This is a genomic window from Streptomyces sp. NPDC093225 (genome assembly GCF_044753805.1).
In the GTDB taxonomy this organism is placed as follows: Bacteria; Actinomycetota; Actinomycetes; order Streptomycetales; family Streptomycetaceae; genus Streptomyces.
The window spans coordinates 1-2,688 of sequence record NZ_JBIVNX010000112.1; the positions used below are offsets into that span (position 1 = coordinate 1).

General features: G+C 74.3%; 1 protein-coding gene. It reads left to right on the plus strand.

What is annotated here, in order from left to right; translation table 11 throughout:
• The first annotated feature begins 880 nt into the window (after positions 1 to 880).
• A complete protein-coding gene (locus ACIQCH_RS38360; RefSeq protein ID WP_402589004.1) occupies positions 881 to 2,356 on the plus strand; it encodes a SulP family inorganic anion transporter in 1,476 nt (491 codons plus the stop codon).
• The last annotated feature ends 332 nt before the right edge of the window (positions 2,357 to 2,688 follow it).

Consider the following 2,688-nt stretch of genomic DNA (forward strand, 5'->3'; position numbering starts at 1 on the left):
CCAAAGCCTCCGGGGTGGGCCTGCCGCAGGGCCTGCAGGCCGCCCCTGTCAAGCGCCGAGGGGACCCACACACCACGGGACCCACCCCCGAAGCGGGGGGTGAGCCGGTACGGGCTGGGCTGGGCTGGGCTTAGGCGAACTGGGCAGGCTGCGCGCCGCCACCGGTGATCACCGCATCGGGTGAATTCCGGCCCCGATCGGCCCCATTGCCGCACGCCCCGGGCCCCACGGCGCTTTGCTGAGGGGCCTGACGGCACCAGGGAGGGGGCGCATGCGACAGGCCATCGGCACCCTGGGGCCCGAGACGCGTCGCGCGTTCGGTGCCGCCGTCCTGCTCGCGCTCCTGGCACTGCTGCACGCGACGTGCGGCCCGGGTCCGTCGGCGGCCGGTGCCGGCGCCGCCCCATCTGCGTCTTACTTTGCGCACGTGTCCGCCTCCCCGTCGTCCCTTGCGTCGGTGTCTGCGACCACGTCCGCGTCCGCCGCGAGCAGTCCTGCTACGAACCACCGCCACGGGGATGCCGAGCAGTCCTGCGAAGCGTCAGCGTGCGCCCCGCGCCGGCTCGCCGACCGACCGTCCGCCGCTTCCGCGGCCGCGACGGCGCAGGCCCGCACCGATCTGCCCGCGCACGAGGTACGGCCCGGGCCGGCCGGGACGTCCCCTGCACGGGAGGCGTCCCGCCCCGTCGTGCTGCGCTGCTGACCGGCCCGGACCGTTTGCGCCGGGCGGCACCCGCGGTGCCGACTTCCTCGTCGCCTCGTCGCCTCGTCGCCTCGTCGCCTCGTCGCCTCGTCGCCTCGTCGCCTCGTGTCTCCCGTCCCGCGTCCCGCGTCTCGACACCTCGGCCGTTCCACGCTTCCTTCCGCAGAGAGAACGCCCATGAACGCACGTCTCTCCGCGCTGCGCGTCGCGCTGCGCACCGACTTCACCTCCTCCCTCGTCGTGTTCCTCGTCGCCCTGCCCCTGTGCGTGGGCGTCGCCGTCGCCTCCGGCGTCCCGGCCGAACTCGGCCTGGTCACCGGCATCGTCGGCGGCCTGGTCACCGGTCTGCTGCCCGGCAGCAGCATCCAGGTGAGCGGGCCGGCCGCCGGCCTCACCGTGCTCGTCCTCACCGCCGTGCAGGAGCACGGTCTGACCGCGCTCGGCGTCATCGTCCTCGCCGCCGGCCTGTTGCAACTGACCCTCGGTGCGTTCCGGTTGGGCCGGTACTTCCGGGCGATCTCGCTGTCCGTCGTGCACGGCATGCTCGCCGGCATCGGGCTCGTGCTCATCGCCGGACAGCTCTACGCGCTCGCCGACGCCCGCGCCCCCGGCGGCGGCACCTCGAAGGTGGCCGGCCTGCCCCGGCTGGCCTTCGACACCTTGGAGTCCGCCACCGCCCTCACGGCCGTGGGGATCGGCGCCGTCACCGTCCTGATCACGGTCTTCTGGAGGAAGCTGCCGGGCCCGGGGCGGGCCGTCCCCGGAGCGCTCGTGGCGGTCGGTGCCGTGACCCTGGTGACGGTCCTGCTCGACCTGCCCGTCGAGCGGGTCCGGGTCGGGGGCCTGCTGGCGGCCGTACAGCCGCCGGGGGCGGACGACTTCCTGCTGCTGGCGGAGACCGGCCTGCTCGCCACGATCGTCGCCTTCACGATGATCGCGTCCGCCGAGTCCCTGTTCAGCGCAGCCGCGGTGGACCGCCTCCACGAGGGGCCGAAGACCGACTACGACAAGGAGCTGATGGCCCAGGGTGCCGGCAACACCGCCTGCGGCCTGCTCGGCGCGCTGCCGATGACCGCGGTGATCGTACGCAGCTCCGCGAACGTCCAGGCCGGTGCGCGGACCAAGGTCTCCCGCGTACTGCACGGGGTGTGGCTGCTGCTGTTCGCGGTGCTGCTGCCGGGCGCCCTCGGCGCCGTCCCCACGGCGGCGCTGGCCGGCGTGCTCCTCCACGCCGGCTTCAAGCTGCTGCCCCTCGGGGAGGTGGGGCGGCTGTGGCGCGACCACCGCGGCGAGGCGGTGGTGCTGGTCGTCACGGCGGTGGCCATCCTGGTCACCGACATGTTCGAGGGCGTCCTCGTCGGCCTCGGGCTGGCGGTGGCGAAGGCGGCCTGGGAGACCTCGCACGTCCAGATCGAGGTCGACGACCGGGGTGAGGGGCCCGTCCGGGTCCGGCTGCTCGGCAACGCCACCTTCCTGCGCCTGCCGCGCATCCTCGACGCCCTGGAACGGTTGCCCGTACACCGCCCGGTCACGCTCGACCCGGCCGGTCTGCGCCACCTCGACTACGCCTGCACGTGTGCGCTGCAGAACTGGGCCGACCAGCACAACGACGCGCACACCGTCGATTTCGACCGGGTGGGGACGGCGCCGTGAGGGGACGGCGCCATGAGGGGACGGCGCCGTGAGGGGAGTCGCCGGGAACGTGGCGTGCGTTTGACCGGGTGTCGTGGGGGCTGGCGGTGTCGGGGTGCTTGGGTGCTTGGGTGCGTGGGTGGGTGTGTGGGTGTGTGGGCGTCGGTTCGGCTCCGGTGGACCGTCTCGCAGTGCGTCGCCCGGTGTCGGGGTGGGCTCGCTTCGTGGGCCGTCCCGTGATGTGTGGGTCCCCTCGGCGCTTGACAGGGGTGGCCTGCAGGCCCTGCGGCAGGCCCACCCCGAGGGCTTTGGGCCTTCGGCCGGGCCTGCGGCCCCCCTCGGCCCGGGCCTGC